16 protein-coding genes are annotated in these 18,495 nt (G+C 37.6%); 14 read left to right on the top strand and 2 right to left on the bottom strand.

Features of this window, described 5'->3' with window-relative positions; all coding sequences use genetic code 11:
• The first annotated feature begins 212 nt into the window (after positions 1-212).
• A complete protein-coding gene (locus ACIQXJ_RS07935; RefSeq protein ID WP_403051809.1) occupies positions 213-1,397 on the top strand; it encodes an oxalate decarboxylase family bicupin in 1,185 nt (394 codons plus the stop codon).
• Between the two features lie 86 nt (positions 1,398-1,483).
• On the opposite strand, the gene ACIQXJ_RS07930 is transcribed toward ACIQXJ_RS07935, so the two are convergent.
• Positions 1,484-2,635 carry an MFS transporter gene (locus tag ACIQXJ_RS07930; protein WP_403051806.1) on the bottom strand — a complete coding sequence of 384 codons (1,152 nt, stop codon included), beginning with the start codon at positions 2,633-2,635 and terminating at the stop codon, positions 1,484-1,486.
• A gap of 98 nt (positions 2,636-2,733) precedes the next feature.
• Here ACIQXJ_RS07930 and yeiL point away from each other — a divergent pair, with 98 nt between their 5' ends.
• Complete coding sequence (gene yeiL, locus ACIQXJ_RS07925) at positions 2,734-3,399, top strand: transcriptional regulator YeiL (RefSeq protein ID WP_403051804.1); 666 nt, start codon at positions 2,734-2,736, stop codon at positions 3,397-3,399.
• Here the strand turns inward: yeiL and ACIQXJ_RS07920 are convergent.
• The gene (locus ACIQXJ_RS07920; protein WP_403051801.1) at positions 3,379-3,714 is read right to left on the bottom strand and encodes a hypothetical protein; all 336 of its coding nucleotides are present in this window, start codon (positions 3,712-3,714) and stop codon (positions 3,379-3,381) included. The two genes, yeiL and ACIQXJ_RS07920, sit on opposite strands and share 21 nt — an antisense overlap.
• Before the next feature lie 282 nt (positions 3,715-3,996).
• Between ACIQXJ_RS07920 and ACIQXJ_RS07915 the strand changes: the two genes are divergently transcribed.
• The 12 genes from ACIQXJ_RS07915 to ACIQXJ_RS07860 all read left to right on the top strand — a co-directional run bounded on the left by ACIQXJ_RS07915 (position 3,997) and on the right by ACIQXJ_RS07860 (position 18,445).
• A complete protein-coding gene (locus ACIQXJ_RS07915) occupies positions 3,997-4,977 on the top strand; it encodes a diaminopimelate dehydrogenase (RefSeq protein WP_403051798.1) in 981 nt (326 codons plus the stop codon).
• Between the two features lie 413 nt (positions 4,978-5,390).
• Entirely contained in the window at positions 5,391-8,579 is a 3,189-nt protein-coding gene (locus tag ACIQXJ_RS07910; protein WP_403051795.1) for an AfsR/SARP family transcriptional regulator, read from the top strand.
• 34 nt (positions 8,580-8,613) lie between these two features.
• Entirely contained in the window at positions 8,614-9,444 is an 831-nt protein-coding gene (locus tag ACIQXJ_RS07905) for an alpha/beta fold hydrolase (RefSeq protein WP_403051792.1), read from the top strand.
• Between the two features lie 166 nt (positions 9,445-9,610).
• On the top strand, positions 9,611-10,855 hold the full coding sequence (locus ACIQXJ_RS07900; protein ID WP_403051789.1) for a substrate-binding domain-containing protein: 1,245 nt from the start codon (positions 9,611-9,613) through the stop codon (positions 10,853-10,855).
• A gap of 103 nt (positions 10,856-10,958) precedes the next feature.
• Positions 10,959-11,735: an ABC transporter ATP-binding protein gene (locus tag ACIQXJ_RS07895; protein ID WP_401011483.1), complete on the top strand. Its 777-nt coding sequence runs from the start codon at positions 10,959-10,961 to the stop codon at positions 11,733-11,735.
• On the top strand, positions 11,710-12,417 hold the full coding sequence (locus ACIQXJ_RS07890; protein WP_403051785.1) for an ABC transporter ATP-binding protein: 708 nt from the start codon (positions 11,710-11,712) through the stop codon (positions 12,415-12,417). Before ACIQXJ_RS07895 ends, ACIQXJ_RS07890 begins: the two co-directional genes overlap by 26 nt.
• Before the next feature lie 15 nt (positions 12,418-12,432).
• Complete coding sequence (locus tag ACIQXJ_RS07885; RefSeq protein ID WP_403080847.1) at positions 12,433-13,305, top strand: branched-chain amino acid ABC transporter permease; 873 nt, start codon at positions 12,433-12,435, stop codon at positions 13,303-13,305.
• Positions 13,302-14,321, top strand: coding sequence for a branched-chain amino acid ABC transporter permease (locus ACIQXJ_RS07880; RefSeq protein WP_403080846.1), 1,020 nt, complete (start codon positions 13,302-13,304; stop codon positions 14,319-14,321). Before ACIQXJ_RS07885 ends, ACIQXJ_RS07880 begins: the two co-directional genes overlap by 4 nt.
• Positions 14,318-15,322 carry a 3-oxoacyl-ACP synthase gene (locus tag ACIQXJ_RS07875; protein WP_403051782.1) on the top strand — a complete coding sequence of 335 codons (1,005 nt, stop codon included), beginning with the start codon at positions 14,318-14,320 and terminating at the stop codon, positions 15,320-15,322. The genes ACIQXJ_RS07880 and ACIQXJ_RS07875 overlap by 4 nt, the downstream gene beginning before the upstream one ends.
• 12 nt (positions 15,323-15,334) lie before the next feature.
• A complete protein-coding gene (gene phaZ / locus ACIQXJ_RS07870; protein ID WP_403051779.1) occupies positions 15,335-16,246 on the top strand; it encodes an intracellular short-chain-length polyhydroxyalkanoate depolymerase in 912 nt (303 codons plus the stop codon).
• Positions 16,230-16,961, top strand: a complete 732-nt coding sequence (fabG, locus tag ACIQXJ_RS07865; protein WP_403051776.1) for a 3-oxoacyl-ACP reductase FabG — start codon at positions 16,230-16,232, stop codon at positions 16,959-16,961. Before phaZ ends, fabG begins: the two co-directional genes overlap by 17 nt.
• 17 nt (positions 16,962-16,978) lie before the next feature.
• Positions 16,979-18,445, top strand: a complete 1,467-nt coding sequence (locus ACIQXJ_RS07860; protein WP_403051773.1) for a class I adenylate-forming enzyme family protein — start codon at positions 16,979-16,981, stop codon at positions 18,443-18,445.
• Positions 18,446-18,495 lie beyond the last annotated feature (50 nt).

Genomic DNA, 18,495 nt, shown 5'->3' with positions numbered 1-18,495 from the left:
TGATATACAAATATTAATTTATTTGCCGCCATTTTTTGGCGTTAACACCGTCAATTATTGGCGACAGCTCCACTTTAACCAGCTTAGGTGAAAGTGGGGCTATTTTAATGATGGCATTCATACAAGTGCGTGCGGAACCTTACATTAAAAGAATAAAACAAATGATACATCATACATTTTATATAACGATTACTTGATAAAGAGGTGAATAGTTGGATAACAAGCCAGAGGGCTATTATTATGTTCCGCAGCCTATTCGGAATGATGGTGCGGGAGGGGTGGATAAAGGGCCGCGAGATATTATGCGGGATTTAGAAAATCCAGATATGCTAATTCCACCCATAACAGATGCAGGCCTTTTACCGAACTTGAAATTTTCTTTTTCTGATACACATATGACATTAAATAATGGTGGTTGGTCTCGAGAAATTACTGTGCGAGATTTGCCGATCGCCACAACGTTGGCAGGCGTCAATATGAGTTTGACCCCTGGTGGCGTGCGTGAGCTTCATTGGCATCAACAGGCGGAATGGTCATACATGCTTCTTGGTCATGCTCGGATTACTGCCGTAGATCAAAATGGGCATAATTTTATTGCCGATGTTGGGCCAGGAGATTTATGGTATTTCCCGCCAGGAATAACTCATTCTATTCAAGGGCTTGAACATGGCTGTGAATTTCTACTAGTGTTTGATGACGGGCATTTTTCAGATCTTAATACATTATCTATATCTGACTGGTTTGCTCATACGCCGAAAGATGTGCTGTCATCTAATTTTGGTGTTCCAATTAGTGCATTTAACAATATTCCGAACGAGCAGGTCTATATTTATCAAGATAAAGTGCCAGGACCTATCGAAACACAGCAAGTACAATCTCCATACGGTAAAATTCCTCAAACATTTAAACATAGTCTGCTTGCCCAAACGCCAATTAAAACACCTGGTGGCAGTGTGAGAATTGTAGACTCCACGAATTTTCCAATTTCCAAAGCTATTGCCGCGGCACTCGTTGAGATTGAGCCTGGTGCGATGAGGGAGCTACATTGGCATCCGAATAACGATGAATGGCAATATTACCTTCAAGGAACAGGTCGTATGACCGTGTTTGCAGGAAACGGTACAGCTAGAACCTTTGATTATCGTGCGGGAGATGTAGGATACGTGCCGTTTGCAAACGGTCACTATATTGAGAATACGGGGACTGAAACATTATGGTTCCTTGAAATATTTAAAAGTGATCGATTCCGGGATGTTTCCTTAAATCAATGGATGGCGCTTACACCATCTGAATTAGTAAAGAGCAATTTACATGTAGGTTCTGAACTTCTCAATGCTTTACGAAAGGAAAAATGGCCAGTAGTCAAATATCCTGGATTTTCTTATTATCCAAGGTAGCATTTAGAAAGTAGCTGGGACAAAAAAGAAAAAGTGTTAGATTGATTACAAACAATCTAACACTTTTTTGCTATCCGCCTATGTTTTTAATAATGAAATCTATTTCTAGTAGCTAGTAATATCCCGATTGCCGGCACTGTACAAATAAGCATTGCCGCAAAGGCAAGACCAGGGGAAATTTCATATAAATAGCCACCTAAAAATGTAAGAATTGCTGTGCTTAATCCCATTGCAAGTGCCGAGTATAAGCCTTGTGCATTAGGAATTTGTTCTTTCGGTAGGTTTTTCGTTAAATAGCCAATGAATGCAAAATGTGCAAGTGCAAAGGATAGGGCATGTAATACTTGTGAGCCGATAAATACCCAAACGTTTGGAAATAAGAAGATGAGTAACCAACGTAATGACGATCCACTAGCAGCTAGCAGCAAAAGTGAAGATGAGCGCCATTTTTTAAACAGTGTATCAGCCTTCATGAAATATAAAATTTCACAAATAACCGCGATGTTAATAATCATACCCATATAAAATGGATCAACATGTAAATCCTCTAAATAAATATAGCCATAACTATAATAGGATGCATGTGCACCTTGTAATAAAATAACGATAAATAACACAATAGGAAAACCTTTAATATTCCATAATGTTTTCATCGATAGTGATTTTGCTCGTTGTTCTTTCGTTGGTACAATAAGTAATTCTTTTGGTGTTGCCATTTGTTGCATTAGTAACATACCGATGATGCCAAGGATCATACTCCAAAAAATAATTTGTTTACCGAAAACACCTGTTAACATACTAATAATGAGTACCGCTATTACAAAGCCAAATGATCCATAGGAGCGACTTTTACCGTAATGTACGTTGCCATGTTGTACTAGCGTTGCCGCGCTGCTTTCCACAGCAGGTAATAGAGCAGGGTAAAAAATACTGAATAAAATAGTTACAAAGAGAAGGGCGATAAAGCTAGTACTTGGAATGTAAAGTAAAGCCGTTAGCAGTGCTCCTATTGCTAAAATTGTAATAAGACGTTTATTGTGTACGTATTTTGCAAGGATTGGAAAGAAAAAAAGATTTGACGTTGCGCGAGCCAAAAGACCACAGCCCATTACGACACTCGCTTGAGATACGGTAAGGTGCTTCGCATCGACGAGCCAACCTGTCCAATAAGGTAAGAAAATACCCCATGTAATAAAAAATGCAAAGAAATTTTGAGAAAGCCATCGTTGATTGTTCATAAAATTTGGTACCTCCATTTAACTATGTTGAATAATAGCATGTTCCCCGCTACAATAATGTGAGATATCTCATATTTTGAATAGGAGGTAATAAAAAAATGCAAAAACTTACAGGTGAAGAACGTTCTTACTATATAGAAAATTTTCAAATTGATGATTTTTTTTCATTCGATATTCATCCATATATAGAAATATGTAAATTTGAAAAGGGAGAATGGATTTTTAAAGAAGGCTCTTTTCCAGATACGATGTACTATATGATGGAGGGGAAAGCCAAACTGTATATGACACATAAAAATGGGAAAGTTTCACTCATTGAATATATTGAAGCACCATGCTTTATGGGAGAAATTGAATTGTTAAATGAGGCGAGATATACAAAGGGAATTCAAACCGTGACAGAAACGATCTGTTTATCAATTGCCACACAGGCATGTAAAGAAATGTTACTCGCGGACGCGCCTTTTTTACGGAAATTATGTGTATTTCTAGGTGAAAAAGCGTCTAAGATGACATCAAAATACACACAAAATCAGGCATATCCATTGGAAAATCGATTAGCGGCTTTCATACAGCTTTCTTCCGACAAAGGTATTTATAAAGAAAAACATACGGAAATATGTGAGTATTTGGGGGTTTCATATCGTCATTTGTTATACGTACTTGCTCAGTTTTGTGAGGAAAATATTTTACAAAAACAGAAGAATGGCTATCACATTATAAATGAAAAGCGACTTTTTCAATTAGCACAAGAAATTCAATAAAGAAATTATGGGAAACGCACCTTTGCAAAGTGCTTTATTGTACTCACTTTTTTTTATGAACCAGCGAGCTATTTGTTTCTCACTATGGTAATAGTTATGTGTTTTGTTACTATCATGTTCAATTATTGGAACAGATAAAGGTATATTGGCAGGACAAGCTGTTTTTCTCTTCACTTGCTGTATACTGAAGTATTTGCTTGTAGAATATCTTAACTTTGCCTCAACTGGAATCCTTAAGGATGAAACAAAAATTACGTTTTCTTCGGGATTATAAAAAACCGGTGTTTTACATAGTGAATAACAATTACCTTTCATTCAACATGCCCCCTTTATCGTTATTTATATTGTACAAGACCCATGTTGCAAAAAGTCTTGATTTACAAGCCTTTTACGAAAACTTAATGGTTCTTTATATTTTTTAGTAATTTGTAACCGTATTCATGCCATTCATGTATAGAAATCATAGAAAACTTGTATGATTTCACGAGAAAAACACGTACTCAAACTATTGTGAATTTTTCTAACTCAAAGTATTATTGTAATTAGATTTAACGTGAAAGTTTTCACATTGTCACGTTAACGTGAGGAGGAATTTTAATGAGTGCAATTCGAGTAGGTATTGTCGGTTATGGAAATTTAGGGCGCGGTGTAGAATTTGCTATTTCACAAAATCCAGATATGGAATTAGTAGCAGTTTTCACACGTCGTGATCCTTCAACAGTAGGCGTTGCAAGTAACGCGAACGTATATTTAGTAGATGATGCTGAAAAATTTCAAGATGACATTGATGTAATGATTTTATGTGGTGGCTCTGCTACTGATTTGCCTGAACAAGGACCACATTTTGCGCAATGGTTTAACACAATTGACAGTTTTGATACTCATGCGAAAATTCCAGAGTTTTTCGAAGCGGTTGACGCCGCAGCTCAAAAATCTGGTAAAGTATCTGTTATTTCTGTAGGTTGGGATCCAGGTTTATTTTCATTAAATCGTGTCTTAGGAGAGGCAGTACTACCAGTAGGCACAACGTACACATTCTGGGGTGATGGTTTAAGTCAAGGTCACTCGGATGCAGTTCGTCGTATTGAAGGGGTAAAAAATGCTGTACAATATACATTGCCAATCAAAGATGCTGTGGAACGCGTTCGAAATGGCGAAAATCCAGAGCTTACTACACGTGAAAAACATGCACGCGAGTGTTGGGTAGTGCTTGAAGATGGTGCAGATTCGGCAAAAGTAGAGCAAGAAATTGTTACAATGCCAAATTATTTCGATGAATATAACACAACTGTAAACTTTATCTCTGAAGAAGAGTTTAATGCAAATCATACAGGTATGCCACATGGTGGTTTCGTTATTCGCAGTGGAGAAAGTGGCGCTGACGATAAACAAATTCTAGAATTCTCATTAAAACTTGAAAGTAATCCAAACTTCACATCAAGTGTCCTTGTAGCGTATGCTCGTGCAGCACACCGTTTAAGCCAAGCGGGCGACAAAGGGGCAAAAACAGTACTCGATATTCCATTTGGTCTGTTATCTCCAAAATCTGCTGCGCAATTACGTAAGGATTTATTATAATCAAAGCCCAAATCCCGATTATCTATAATGATAATCGGGATTTTTTTTATTTGTTAGAATACTAGTGATAACTAGTCGATGGTAGCAAATGCGGAGACTCCAGCGGTTGATGCACAAAACGTAAGCCACAACAAACTGCTCATACTGAGTGTTACGGCTTACGAAGTGTTCGTGGAAAGTATCCGCCGTCAACGACATAGCAAAAAAGTGTTAGATTGATGACAGTTAATCTAACACTTTTTCTCTTTTGTATCACATAAAGTACTAGGATGGAAGAAACAATTCATTGGAATAATGTAAAACTACATATAGTATATGGTAAACTGTCAATAATTTAACTATTCGAAAAGAATGGCATGTAGTTTATGTCACAACCCGTATTACTGTAATTATGGGGGAGGTAAGTGTAAGTAATGACAGCAGATATTATTATTCAATCGAAATGTATTCCACCTAATCCATCTAGTCATTGTATTCGTAGAGCGTCATTAATGAAAAAATTAAAAAAAGGTCATGGACATACTTGTACATTTATTCATAGTGGTGCTGGATACGGAAAGACCACTATTCTTGCACAATTTTTACATGCGGAATCAAGTAAATTCTCTTGGTATAGTGTTTCTGAAGAGGACGATAACATATTACCCTTCCTAAGACATTTATTTCATAGTATTAGACGAATTACACCACTTTTTGGTGAACAATTTGATAATTGGAATCAGCTATCACGCTTTCCGAAAATCGAAGAATTGAATCGGTGGTATAAGCTCTTTGTTAATAGTTTATGTGAGATACAAGAGAACTTTTTCGTTGTTATTGACGACTACCATTTAGTAGACCATGAATTTCATATTAACTATGTAATGGAGAAAATTATTGAATTTTCACCTCCCAATATTCACTTTATCTTTGCATCAAGAACATTACCGAATTGGGATATTATTAGAAAACTAAAAATGCACATGAAAGCACATTTTATTACAGAAGCGGATTTAGCATTTACAGATGAAGAAATTGCCGTTTTTTTTGAAGATTATGTAGCAATACATCTTTCGGAAGATGAAATATCGAAAGTATTAAATATTACAGAAGGTTGGGCAATCAGCATTGCATTGCTAGCTGAGCAATGGAACAATGAAGCATTAGATTACTGGTTAACAATTCATTCAAATGATCTGTTTACCTACTTATCAGAAGAAGTATTTTTAAAGATGCGTAAATTCGAGCAAGATGCACTACTCAATTTAGCTATTTTCCCTACTTTCTCAGTGGAATTAATTACGCAATTTTATAATAGAGAAACCGCCGACACGCTAAAACAGTTATTAAAGAAACATCTGTTTATTCAACCAGTTGCTGAGAATGGCTCCTATCGTTTTCATGCGTTATTTAGCCGATTTTTAGAGATGAAGTGGAAGCAATTTCCGACACACTATGTGAATTTGCATAAAAAGGCTGCTTTATATTACGTCAATAACAATAATGTTCATGCCATTTTACATCATGCATTTAAATCAAATGATGCAAATTTTAGTGGTGAACTACTGCAAGATCATGCTGAGAGTATAGTGAAAGCTGGTCAGTTTGAATGGCTGTTAGAGAAAATCCATCGTTTATCGACTGATGTAAAAATAAAGTTTTACCGTTTGTATTTTTTTGAAGGGGAGTGCCACCGGTATCGTGCCTATTATGAAAAGGCGAAACATGCTTACGAAATGAGTGAGCAGCTTGCTAAAAGGAACAACGATGCACTCTTTATGACGAAGGCACAGGCTGGATTAGCTCACATTTATCTTGATACAATTCAGCCTGCTTTAGCAGAGCCCTATTTAAAACAAGCATTACAATTAGCTCCTGTTGCGTCATTAAGCAAGGAAGAACATATAGAATTACAACGACAGTATACTGAAAATCTAGTGAATTTAGGAAAAGCGCAAAAGGCAAAACAATTTATAGAAAAAGTAAATTTAAGTGAAGCTGTTTTGTATAGAGCGAATGTTGATGTGCGGATATTGTTAAGAACGGGACAGCTGTTGGAGGCAAAAAATCTCTTGATTAAAAGATTGGAAATGCCCCCTCAATTGGTAGCCACACATAGGGAAAGTGAGCTCTTAGCATCCTTCGTTTTTGCCTTATTAGGTCAAGGAGAAGAAGCTTGGTATTCTGCACAGCATGGTATTCGGAGAGGAATACGTGAAAAGTCCATTTTTATCGAGGCAGTTGGCTATAATCGAAAAGCTCATGCGTTATTGTTATTAGATTATCCTAATTATGAAGAGGCTTGTGATGCTTATGAGAAAGCTATTGCGCTAATGAATACAATTAATATTTCACGTGTAAAGGCTGAACCATATATGGGACTTGCAATTGCTAAACATGCACTAGGGGATTACGTCGCTGCTCGGAAGTACTTAGCACTAGGTTTACAGGAAACGGAACAAGTACAAGATGCTTGGATGACAGCACTTATTTTACTAGCTGAAGTGAAAGTGATGATTTCTTGTAATGAATGGCAAGAGGCAAAACGAATTTTATCAAAGGCACAAAAGCTATTCCTTAATTGTGGTGATCAATATGGGGAAATGCATGTTTTTTTCTATCAATCTGTTATCGCCTTCAAAGAGAATAATGCAGTAGTATTTACAAATTGTTTTCAGCATTTTGCTAGTTATTGTATAGACAATGGCTACGATTATTTTTTTCAAAGAAAAACGATTCTCGGTCCAACGAATTTAACGATTTTTTATGAGCTATTACAGTATAGCGAGAGCTGTAGGGAAGACAATACAGCGATTCATGCGATGCGAAATTATTTTCAAATGGAAGGGAATATCGTTTATCCTGCTGATGAAATGCAAATAAATTTATTTGGTAGTTTAAATTTAATTAGAAATCATCGCAAATTAGGAGACAAAGAATGGCAGCGAGAAAAGTCGAAGGAGCTTTTTGTCTATTTATATTGCCATCGCCATAGGTATATGCCCAAAGAGGAAATTGCACAAGCATTATGGCCAGAGCGGTCAGTAGAAACATTAGATCGGGACTTTAAAGTAGTTTTAAACACTTTATTAAAAGTGCTTGAACCGAATCGAAATGCTCGTCAAGATAGCTTTTTTATTCATCGTAAAAATAATATGTATCAGCTACAGCATATTCAATTTTTGCATATCGATGCAGAACGTTTTCATTATTATTATGCGCTAGGTATGGAAGAATTTGATCCACTATTGTCAGATGAGTGGTTGCAAATCGCTGCTAATAGTTACACAGATGTATTATATGCTGAAAAAAAGCAAATCGATTGGCTGACGCAAGATCGTGACAAACTGCAAACTTTATATATTGAAGTACTTGAACGATTAGCTCAAAATGCAACACGACAACAACAGTTTAAACAAGCTATTTTTTATGCCGAAAAGATGATTCAAGAAGATGTACTTTGGGAGGAAGGATACCGTCTTTTAATGTATAGTTATTATCAATTAGGGAACCGATCTCTTGCATTAAAGTGGTATGGAAAATGTGTGCAACAATTACAAAAGGAACTTAATACATTACCGATGGAATCGACAATGGCTGTTTTTGATTTAATAATGAATTAGCACACTTATACATTGAAATATTGGAGGGGCACGCATGCCATTTTGTAAAGTAACGAATGCAAATATTTATTATGAAGTGATAGGTGAAGGAATACCGATCATTATGTTACATGGATTTTCCCCAGATCATCGCCTTATGAAAGGATGTATGGAACCGATTTTTAAAGAGAATGATGGCTGGAGGCGTATTTATATTGATCTTCCAGGCATGGGCAAGACAGAAGACTATGAAAATATCAGCAATTCAGATGAAATGTTAGCGACTGTGCTAGAGTTTATAAATACATTTGTGCCCAATCAACCTTATGTAATAGTGGGGGAATCATATGGTGGATACTTAACAAGAGGTATTATGCAAACTCATAGGAATCGTATTTTAGGTGCTGCTTTTATTTGTCCTTTGATTTTACCAGAAAAGCAAGATCGAATAGTGCCGGCACATTCGATCATAGCTGAAGATCAATCATTTTTAGCCACATTAACGAAACAAGAAGTAGAGGATTTTAGTTTGCACCAAGTTGTCCTTGATGAATATAACTGGAACCGATATACAAATGAGGTGTTAGCCGGTTGCCTTATAGCAGATGAGCAGTTTCTAGAAAAGATTCAACAAAGCTACGGCTTTTCATTTCACCTCGAGGATATTATTTTTCATCAACCAAGTCTCTTTTTATTAGGAAAACAAGATGCGGTAGTAGGCTATAAGGATGCTTTTGACGTGATAGAGTTATTCCCAAGAGCAACATTCTCGATTTTAGATCGGGCAGGACATAACCTACAAATTGAACAATCCAATATTTTTTATGCACTTGTGAGCGAGTGGTTAGATCGAGTAAACGAATCAAATCGCTCTTCTTTCTTGTAGGGTCAAAACTTTATTTAACTTGAGTTCGGTCTTGTACCGGACTCTTTTTTTATTTACTTATTTTAGCGAAAGAAATTTGTAACTGATTTGTAACTGGACTTTTATATAGTTAGTGTATAGCAACGAAAGCGCTTTCTTTACAACTCATTTTGAAAGGGGTTTTGGGATGAACAAGGTTTGGTTATGGTTACTGTTAGCCGTTTTATCACTGATGATGGTGGCTTGCAATGGAGAAGGGGCAAAAGAAAATTCAGCAGATGATCCTGCTTCAAATGATGAGGATAATGGGTCAGAAGTGAAAGCTGAGGGAGGCACAATTAAAATCGGAGTACTTGCTTCTTTGACAGGTGCCCTCGAATCGTATGGTAAGCAAACACAGCGTGGTTTTGATTTAGGCATTGAATATGCAACAAACGGCAGCATGGAGGTAAATGGTAAAAAAATCGAAATTGTGTATGAAGATACAGAAACGAAACCTGAGGTAGCAGTTCAGAAAGCAACAAAGCTATTAGAGGATGATAAGGTAGATTTTTTAGTTGGCTCATCTAGCTCAGGTGACACGCTCGCTGTATTACCGCTAGCAGAGGAATACGAGAAAATTATGGTCGTTGAACCAGCCGTAGCAGATAGTATTACAGGTGCTGAATTTAATGATTATATATTCCGCACAGGTCGTAACTCTTCACAGGATGCATACGCAGCAGCTGCTGCAATCGCAGGTAAAGGCGTGAAAATTGCAACGTTTGCACCAGATTATTCATTCGGTTGGGATGGTGTGAAGGCATTTAAAACAGCTGCAGAGAAACTAGGTGCTGAAATTGTGCTAGAGGAGTATGCAGATCCAGCTGCAACAGACTTTACCTCTAATTTACAAAAGGTAATTGATGCGAAGCCAGATTATTTATTTGTCGTATGGGCTGGGGCAAACTCGCCTTGGAATCAAATTGCCGATCTTAAAATTCAAGAAAAAGGTATAAAAATTTCTACAGGTGCGCCCGATATTATCGCCCTAAAATTTATGAATCCGCTAATAGGAATGGAAGGATTCTCGGTTTATTATCATACGTTACCGCAAAATGATGTGAATAAATGGTTAGTAGATGAGCACCAAAAACGCTTTAATGAAGTACCAGATTTATTTACCCCTGGTGGGATGTCTGCTGCTATTTCAATTGTAGAAGCATTGAAAAAATCACAAGGGGACGCAGATGCAAAGAAACTAATCGGCATTATGGAAGGTATGTCATTTGAAACACCAAAAGGCAAGATGACTTTCCGAGAAGAAGATCATCAAGCTTTACAGTCAATGTATTCTATTCGTTTAGAACAAAAAGAAGGTGTTGATTACCCAGTGCCAGTGCTCATTCGTGAACTAAGCCCTGAGGAAACTGCGCCACCTGTTATGAACTAGACTTTTCTTAGAGAGACAGAAATATACGTAGTTCTGTCTCTTTTCATCTCATTTCTGTTGAGAGTAGATGAAGAGTGATAGAAACGCTAGAAAGGAGATTGAAATGGAGCCCATTTTACGAACAGAAAATTTAACAATTCGTTTTGGTGGCCATACAGCAGTCGATCAAGTGAACTTTACGATGCCTGAAAAACATTTGAAATCAATTATTGGCCCCAATGGTGCAGGAAAAACGACCTTCTTTAATCTAATTAGTGGGGAGTTAAAGCCCACTACTGGTGATGTGATTTTCAAAGGGCAATCACTTGCACAAGTATCATCGGTTGAAAGGACGCGCATGGGACTAGGACGGTCATTTCAAATTACAAATGTTTTTCCGAATTTAACTGTTTTAGAGAACGTACGTCTAGCAGTGCAATCTAAAGAAAAAATACGCTATCAATTGTTTCGCCATCATAAAAGTTATAAGGCAATTACAGAAAAAGCGGAGGAACTATTGACGCTAGTTTTGCTTGATAATAAAAGAGATGCGCTGACGACGATGCTGTCCCATGGTGAAAAGAGAAAGTTAGAAATTGCCATGTTGCTAGCGCTAGATACAGAAATTTTACTGCTTGATGAACCGACTGCTGGCATGTCATTAGAAGAAGTACCTGCCATTTTAGAGGTTATTCGTACAATAAAAAATAATGGAGACAAAACAATTTTGCTTATTGAACACAAGATGGATATGATTTTAGATTTGTCAGACTCCATTATGGTGTTATTTAATGGTCAGCTTCTTGCAGATGGAACACCAGATGCCATTATGCAAAATGAAACTGTTCAAAATGCCTATTTAGGGGGGCTGTACGATGAACACCTTACTGAAATTAAATGATGTTCATACACATATTGGGCAATACCATATTTTGCAAGGCGTAAATTTTGAAGCGCTTGAAGGACAGGTCAGTGTCTTACTAGGGAGAAATGGCGCAGGAAAAACGACCACTTTAAAAACAATTATGGGGCTAACACCCGCTTCTAAAGGGGATGTTGAATTTCGAATGAAATCGATAAAAAAAAGCCCCACTCACAAAGTGGCTAAATTAGGCATTGGCTATGTACCTGAAAATCAAGGAATTTTTGCGGATTTAACGGTAGAGGAAAATATGAAAGTTGCAATGCGCAAGGAGGACAATGCGGCAATGGAGCGACAACAATATGTTCTCGAGCTTTTTCCGGATTTAAAGAAATTTTGGAAAAAGGCTGGCGGTCATCTTTCAGGTGGTCAAAAGCAAATGCTGTCAATGGCAAGAGCATTTATCAATGACAGTAAATTAATTTTAATAGATGAGCCGTCAAAAGGACTTGCACCGATTGTTGTTGAGAAAGTAATGGAGGCAATCGTTGAAATGAAAAAGCAAACGTCCATCGTCCTTGTAGAGCAAAACTTTATAATGGCGAGCCGAATTGGTGATACGTACACATTAATAGATGATGGTCGAACGGTACATTCAGGAAACATGAAAGATCTTATCCAAAATGAAGAGTTGAAACGTAAATATCTTGGAATCGGATAAAGGAGGTGTGTTTCGTTGGAGCTAATCGCAAATTTAGTAATCAACGGGCTGGCTACAGGCATGTTAATCTTTTTGCTTGCAGCAGGACTGACGTTAATTTTTGGGCTAATGGATGTATTAAATTTTGCTCACGGTGGATTATTTGTATGGGGCGCTTATGCCGGAATTTTTACGTATATGTACACGGAAAGCTTTTTAATTGGCATTATAGGAGCAATCGTCGCAGGTGCTATTTTAGGCTTACTGACAGAGAAGTTTATTATTACACCGGTATACGGCAATCATATCCAACAAATTTTAATTACGTTAGGGTTAATGCTTGTTTTACAAGAGATGATTAAAGTCGTTTTTGGACCAAATGGTGTGTCAGTGAAAACACCTAGCTATTTAGCAGGGAGCTGGGAAATAGGTGATGTCATTATTATTAAATATCGATTATTTATCATTATAGTAGGTTTTGTGATTTTTGGCATTTTCCAATACATGCTAAAACGAACAAAAATCGGGCTAATTGTACGAGCGGGTGTACAGGATAAAGAAATGGCACAGGCGCTTGGTATTCATATTAAACAAGTATTTTTATATGTCTTTATGGTAGGTGCGGCGTTAGCGGCATTGAGTGGCATGTTAATGGCGCCATATTCGGGTGTTATTTATGCCGAGATGGGGATGGAATATGCTATTTTAGGCTTTATCGTTGTCGTCATTGGTGGAATGGGGAGTTTTTCTGGCTCACTGCTCGCTGCCATTTTAGTAGGGCTCGCTGGTAGCTTTATGGCTTATTATGTGCCTGTGTTATCGCTTGCTGTCAATATGATTTTAATGGCTATCGTGTTAATTTTCCGACCTCAAGGCTTATTTACAATCGGAAAGGAGAGATCGACATGATAAAAAAGCTTTCGTGGAAACATCTAAGTTTTGTTATACTGCTCGCTATTCTCGGTCTTCTTCCATTCGTTAATGACTCGAGGACACTCATTATTTTATTAACGCAAATTTTTATCTTTGGTATTTTAGCAATGAGTTACGATATTTTGCTCGGGTATACGGGTATCGTGTCATTTGGGCATGCGATGTTCTTCGGAATCGGAGCTTATACAACAGCAGTTATGCTGAAACAAGTCGATACGACGCTTTCCATCTTTTTATTGTCTATTGTGATAGGAATGTTTGTAGCAGGTATTGTAAGCTTCCTAGTTGGATTACTAACATTGCGTTTAAAAAGTCATTTTTTTGCGATGCTTACACTCGCCTTCTCTGGACTGTTTCTAGTTGTTGCTGAAAAATGGCGTTCCATTACATATGGCAATGACGGATTTACGTTTAGAGCACCAGAAATTTTTAAAGATCGAATCACATTTTATTATTTTGTATTAGCATGCTTAGTTGTAATTTTTATTGCCCTCTATCGATTTGTTCAGTCGCCAACGGGACGTATATTAATTGCTGTGAGAGAAAATGAGCAAAGGACGAAATCATTAGGTTTTCACACATTACATTACAAAGTCATTGCATCAATTGTGGCAGGAACTGTAGCAAGCTTAGCAGGTTCTCTCTATGCGTTGTCACTACGTTTTGTGAATACAAGTGTTATGACGATGGACATCACACTTGATGCATTGTTAATGACGATTATAGGAGGTGTAGGCACATTAGTCGGACCACTGCTTGGTGCAGCGGTTATTGAATATGCACAGCATACACTTTCAGGATTAGCTAGGGATTATCCAATTTTCGAGCGATGGATTATTTTCTTCGGGATTCTCTATATTTTAGCAGTCATCTTTTTCCCAAAAGGAATCATCGGTACTATTCGGCTCATGGTATGGAAATGGAGAGTAAAACTTAAAGAAAGACGGAAAACACCATCGGCACTGTCGCATGAGAAGGAGCGATTTGAATGACTGTAGGCATTGTTAGTACAGGTATTTATATTCCACAAACGAAAATGACATCAAGCGAAATAGCCCATCTTTCGTCTATTCCCGAGCACATTATTCGCCAGAAGATGGGCATACACGAAAAGCCAATACCTGGTGAACAGGATCATACTGTGCAAATGGGCATTTGGGCTGCACAAGAAGCCTTACAAAAGGCGGGGATTGAGCCAAAAACAATTGATGTTGTAATTTATATAGGAGAGGAACATAAGGAATATCCACTTTGGACGGCATCAATTAAAATGCAAGACGAACTTGGAGCAGTCAATGCTTGGGCATTTGATGTGCAATTACGATGTGGTACGACGATTATGGCACTTAAATTAGCAAAAAGTTTAATGGAATCGGATGAAGCTATTCACACCGTCTTACTCGCAGGTGGCTATCGTAATGTTGATTTTATAGATTATCACAATCCGCGAACACGCTTTATGTATAATTTGGGTGCGGGTGGAGGTGCTATTGTTTTACAAAAGAATTATGACAGAAACCACCTGTTAGAGGCAGATATTATGACGGATGGTTCTTTTTCAGAGGATGTGGTAGTCCCTGTTGGAGGTACAAAAAAGCCACTAACTCCTGAGCATTTAGCACAAAATCTATATCAATTAGATGTTTTAGATCCAGTAGGCATGAAGGAGCGGCTTGAACAAAAATCATTAAATAATTTTTTGAAGGTCATTCGATCATCTTTAGCGAAAAGTGGATTAAGAGAAGAAAATATTAACTACCTAGCGATGCTTCATATGAAAAAGTCTGCACATGCTTATATATTGTCAGAACTTGGCTTACAAGGGGAACAATCCATTTACTTAGAAAACTACGGTCATATTGGACAAATCGATCAAATTTTATCATTACAGCTTGCTTTAGAAGAAAAACGTATTCACGATGGGGACATCGTAACACTTGTAAGTGCTGGTATAGGCTATGTCTGGGGAGCTATTACAATTCGTTGGGGATAGGGAGGAAGGGCAATGTTACAAACGGTTCAACTATTAAATGGGGAAACAATTGCTTATCGTAAACGTGACGGGGGTAGCCATACTTTATTATTAATTCATGGCAATATGACCTCCTCTAAGCACTGGGATGTGCTAGTGGAAGCTTTAGATGCAAAATACACGATTTATGCCATGGATTTACGCGGTTTTGGAGGTTCCTCTTATCATCAACCAATTACCGCAATTAAAGATTTTAGTGATGATGTCAAACTATTTGTAGATGCGCTTGCATTAAAACACTTTGATTTGATTGGCTGGTCTACAGGTGGAGCGGTGAGTATGCAGTTTGTCGCAAATTACCCTAGTTATTGTCAACGGCTGATTTTATTAGCTTCTGCTTCGACAAGAGGCTATCCATTTTACAGTGATTTAGGAACGGGTAATCAATCCTCATTCAAAAGAGCTTCCACCTATGAAGAAGTACTCGTAGATACGTCTAAAACTAAGACAGTACAAGGTTTCTATGATAGCAAAAATGCGCAAGGCTTAAAATCTATTTGGGATGCACTGATTTATACAGAGCAAAAGCCAGATTCCGTTCACTATGATGAATATGTAGAAGATATGCTGACGCAAAGAAATCTAGCTGAAGTATATCATGCATTAAATACATTTAATATGAGTGCAGTCGACAATGAAGTAGCAAAAGGGACGAACGAAGTACAACAAATTAACATTCCTATTTTAGTGTTAAGAGGAGACCGAGATTTAGTCATAACAGAGCAAATGAATGATGAAACAATGCTCGATTTACCTAAGCATACGCAGTTTGTCAGCTTAAAAAATTGTGGTCATTCTCCTCTAATTGATGATTTACAGCAACTTACATTAGAAATCGAAACATTTTTACAATTTGGAGGGGAACATAATGCGCTTACACAATAAAGTAGCAATTATTACTGGGGCTGCAAACGGCATCGGATTTGCAGCTGCAGAACGGTTTATTGAAGAAGGAGCCATTGTTTTTATTGCTGATTTTGATGACAATGCAGGGATTAACGCAGCCAATCAACTAGGTGAAAAAGCTATGTTTGTGCAGGTTGATGTTGCTGACAGAGACAGTGTAAAAAGGCTTGTGACAACAGTAATTGCGCATGCTGGACGTATTGATATTTTAGTCAATAACGCAGGTATAACGCGTGATGCAATGCTGACAAAAATGACGGAGGATCAATTTCAGCAAGTGCTTGATGTGAACCTATCAGGGGTCTTCCACTGCACACAAGAGGTTAGCCCTCATATGGTTGCTGCTGGATACGGTAAAATTATTAATACTTCCTCTGTAAGTGGGGTTTATGGAAATGTTGGTCAAACAAATTATGCTGCGACAAAGGCTGCGATTATAGGTATGACGAAAACATGGGCAAAAGAGCTTGGGCGTAAAGGGATTAACGTAAATGCTGTAGCTCCAGGCTTTACAGAGACAGATATGGTTAAAAAGATGCCTGAACCAGTGCTAGAAAAAATGCGTTCGATTGTGCCGCTTCAAAGATTAGGAACACCGAGGGATATCGCGAATGCTTATTTATTTTTAGCATCTGAAGAGGCTTCCTATGTCCATGGTCATACTCTCCATGTGGATGGCGCTATTATGATGTGATAAAGGAGGAGTTCAAGATGTTTGCAGAGCAAGCTTGGATTTTAAATCGTGCATCTTTAACACCGCATCGTTTAGCATTAGTTAACCTAGAAACAAAGGAACAATGGACATATCAAGAGTTAACACATGAAATTGCAAAATGGAGCTGTTTTTTCGAAGAACAAGGTTTACAGACGGGTAGTCGTGTAGCGGTTTTTGCTAGAAATAACATGCATCTATTTGCCATTTTATTTGCTTGTGGATTGCGAGGGCTTATTTATGTCCCTTTAAATTGGCGCCTGAATACGAAGGAACTAAACGAAATTATTGCAGATGCTACCCCTTCCTTGCTTCTTTATGATCAGGCCATTCGTTGTCCTTTACAACTAAAAAATATGTATCCAATCCAACAAGTTCCGCAATCAGCAACTGTTCCTAGCACGATAGAAATGGATTTAAATGAACCTTGGCTAATGATTTATACAGGTGGCACTACCGGTAAAGCAAAGGGGGTAGTTCTGTCCTTTAATTCTGTTAATTGGAATGCAATTAATACAATTATTAGTTGGGGGCTAAGTGAAGAAGACTGCACGCTAAACTATATGCCGATGTTCCATACAGGGGGGCTAAATGCTTTATCCATCCCGTTGCTTATGGCAGGCGGTACGGTTGTAATTGGAGATAAGTTCGAAGCGGAAACGGCTCTTATAGCAATAAATCATTATAAGACAACCATTTCTTTATTTGTGCCAACAATGTATCAGGCAATGATATCAACAAATTACTTCCAGATAAGTAGTTTTCCATCTGTGAAAGTGTTCTTATCTGGCGGGGCACCGTGTCCACTTCCAATATATGATGCATTTTTTAACAAGGGACTTTATTTTAAAGAAGGCTATGGATTAACGGAGGCTGGGCCGAATAATTTTTATATCTCTCGTGAAGATGCCTATTTAAAAAAAGGAGCAGTAGGGAAAAGCATGCAATTTAATGAAGCAAAAATTATGAATAAAGAGGGGAAAAATTGCACTGCTCATGAGGTAGGAGAGTTATTTGTCAGAGGCAAGCATATGTTTAGATTTTATTGGAATAATCAGCAGGAAACTGATAATACGATACGTGATGGGTGGTTAAGGACCGGTGATTTAGCCACAATGGATGAGGATGGTTATTTCTATATTGTTGGTCGTAGGAAAGAAATGATAATTAGCGGTGGTGAAAATGTTTATCCACAAGAGGTAGAGCAATGTTTATTACGTCATAACCTCGTAAAAGAAGCGGCAGTCATCGGGGTACCGGATAACTATTGGGGCGAAATTGTAACGGCATTTATTGTTTGCCAACATGAGACAGATACGCTAGTTGACGAAGTGGAGGCACTATGTCGAAACGAATTAGGTCACTACAAAATCCCTAAAAAAATTATTATTATTGATGAATTGCCAAAAACAATCGTTGGCAAAATCGACAAAAAAGCGCTTCAAATGCATTTGAAAAGTTCTTGATCATAGAAAGTAAATGAGGAAACGCCGAGGGTTGGGCGAAATCGGCAATA

The sequence above is a fragment of the Lysinibacillus sp. NPDC097868 genome (assembly GCF_044761135.1).
In the GTDB taxonomy this organism is placed as follows: domain Bacteria; phylum Bacillota; class Bacilli; order Bacillales_A; family Planococcaceae; genus Lysinibacillus.
The sequence above is the reverse complement of the archived record's forward strand: the minus strand, read 5'-3'. Positions and strand labels throughout refer to the sequence as shown.